1 protein-coding gene is annotated in these 281 nt (G+C 72.6%); it reads left to right on the plus strand.

The annotated features are described in order from the left end of the window. The coding region (locus tag OQ02_RS39890; RefSeq protein WP_033443883.1) for a sigma factor at window positions 1-281 on the plus strand (281 nt) is incomplete at both ends.

Genomic DNA, 281 nt, shown 5'->3' on the forward strand with positions numbered 1-281 from the left:
GCGCAGGAGGTGTTGGTGGAGGTGTGGCGTACGGCGGGGCGTTTCGATCCGGGTCGGGGCAGTGCCCTGGCGTGGGTGATGACGATGGCGCACCGTCGTGCGGTGGACCGGGTGCGGTCGGCGGAGGCGGCGACGCGGCGGGAGGACATCGCGGCCCGTCGTGATGTGGAGACGCCTTTCGACGCGGTGAGCGAGCAGGTCGCGGCGCGGGTCGAGCGGCGGCAGGTGCAGCGGTGCCTGTCGGCGTTGACGGAGTTGCAGCGGGAGTCCATCCTGCTGGG

Origin of the sequence: Saccharothrix sp. NRRL B-16314 (assembly GCF_000716595.1) — a bacterium.
Lineage (GTDB): Bacteria > Actinomycetota > Actinomycetes > Mycobacteriales > Pseudonocardiaceae > Actinosynnema.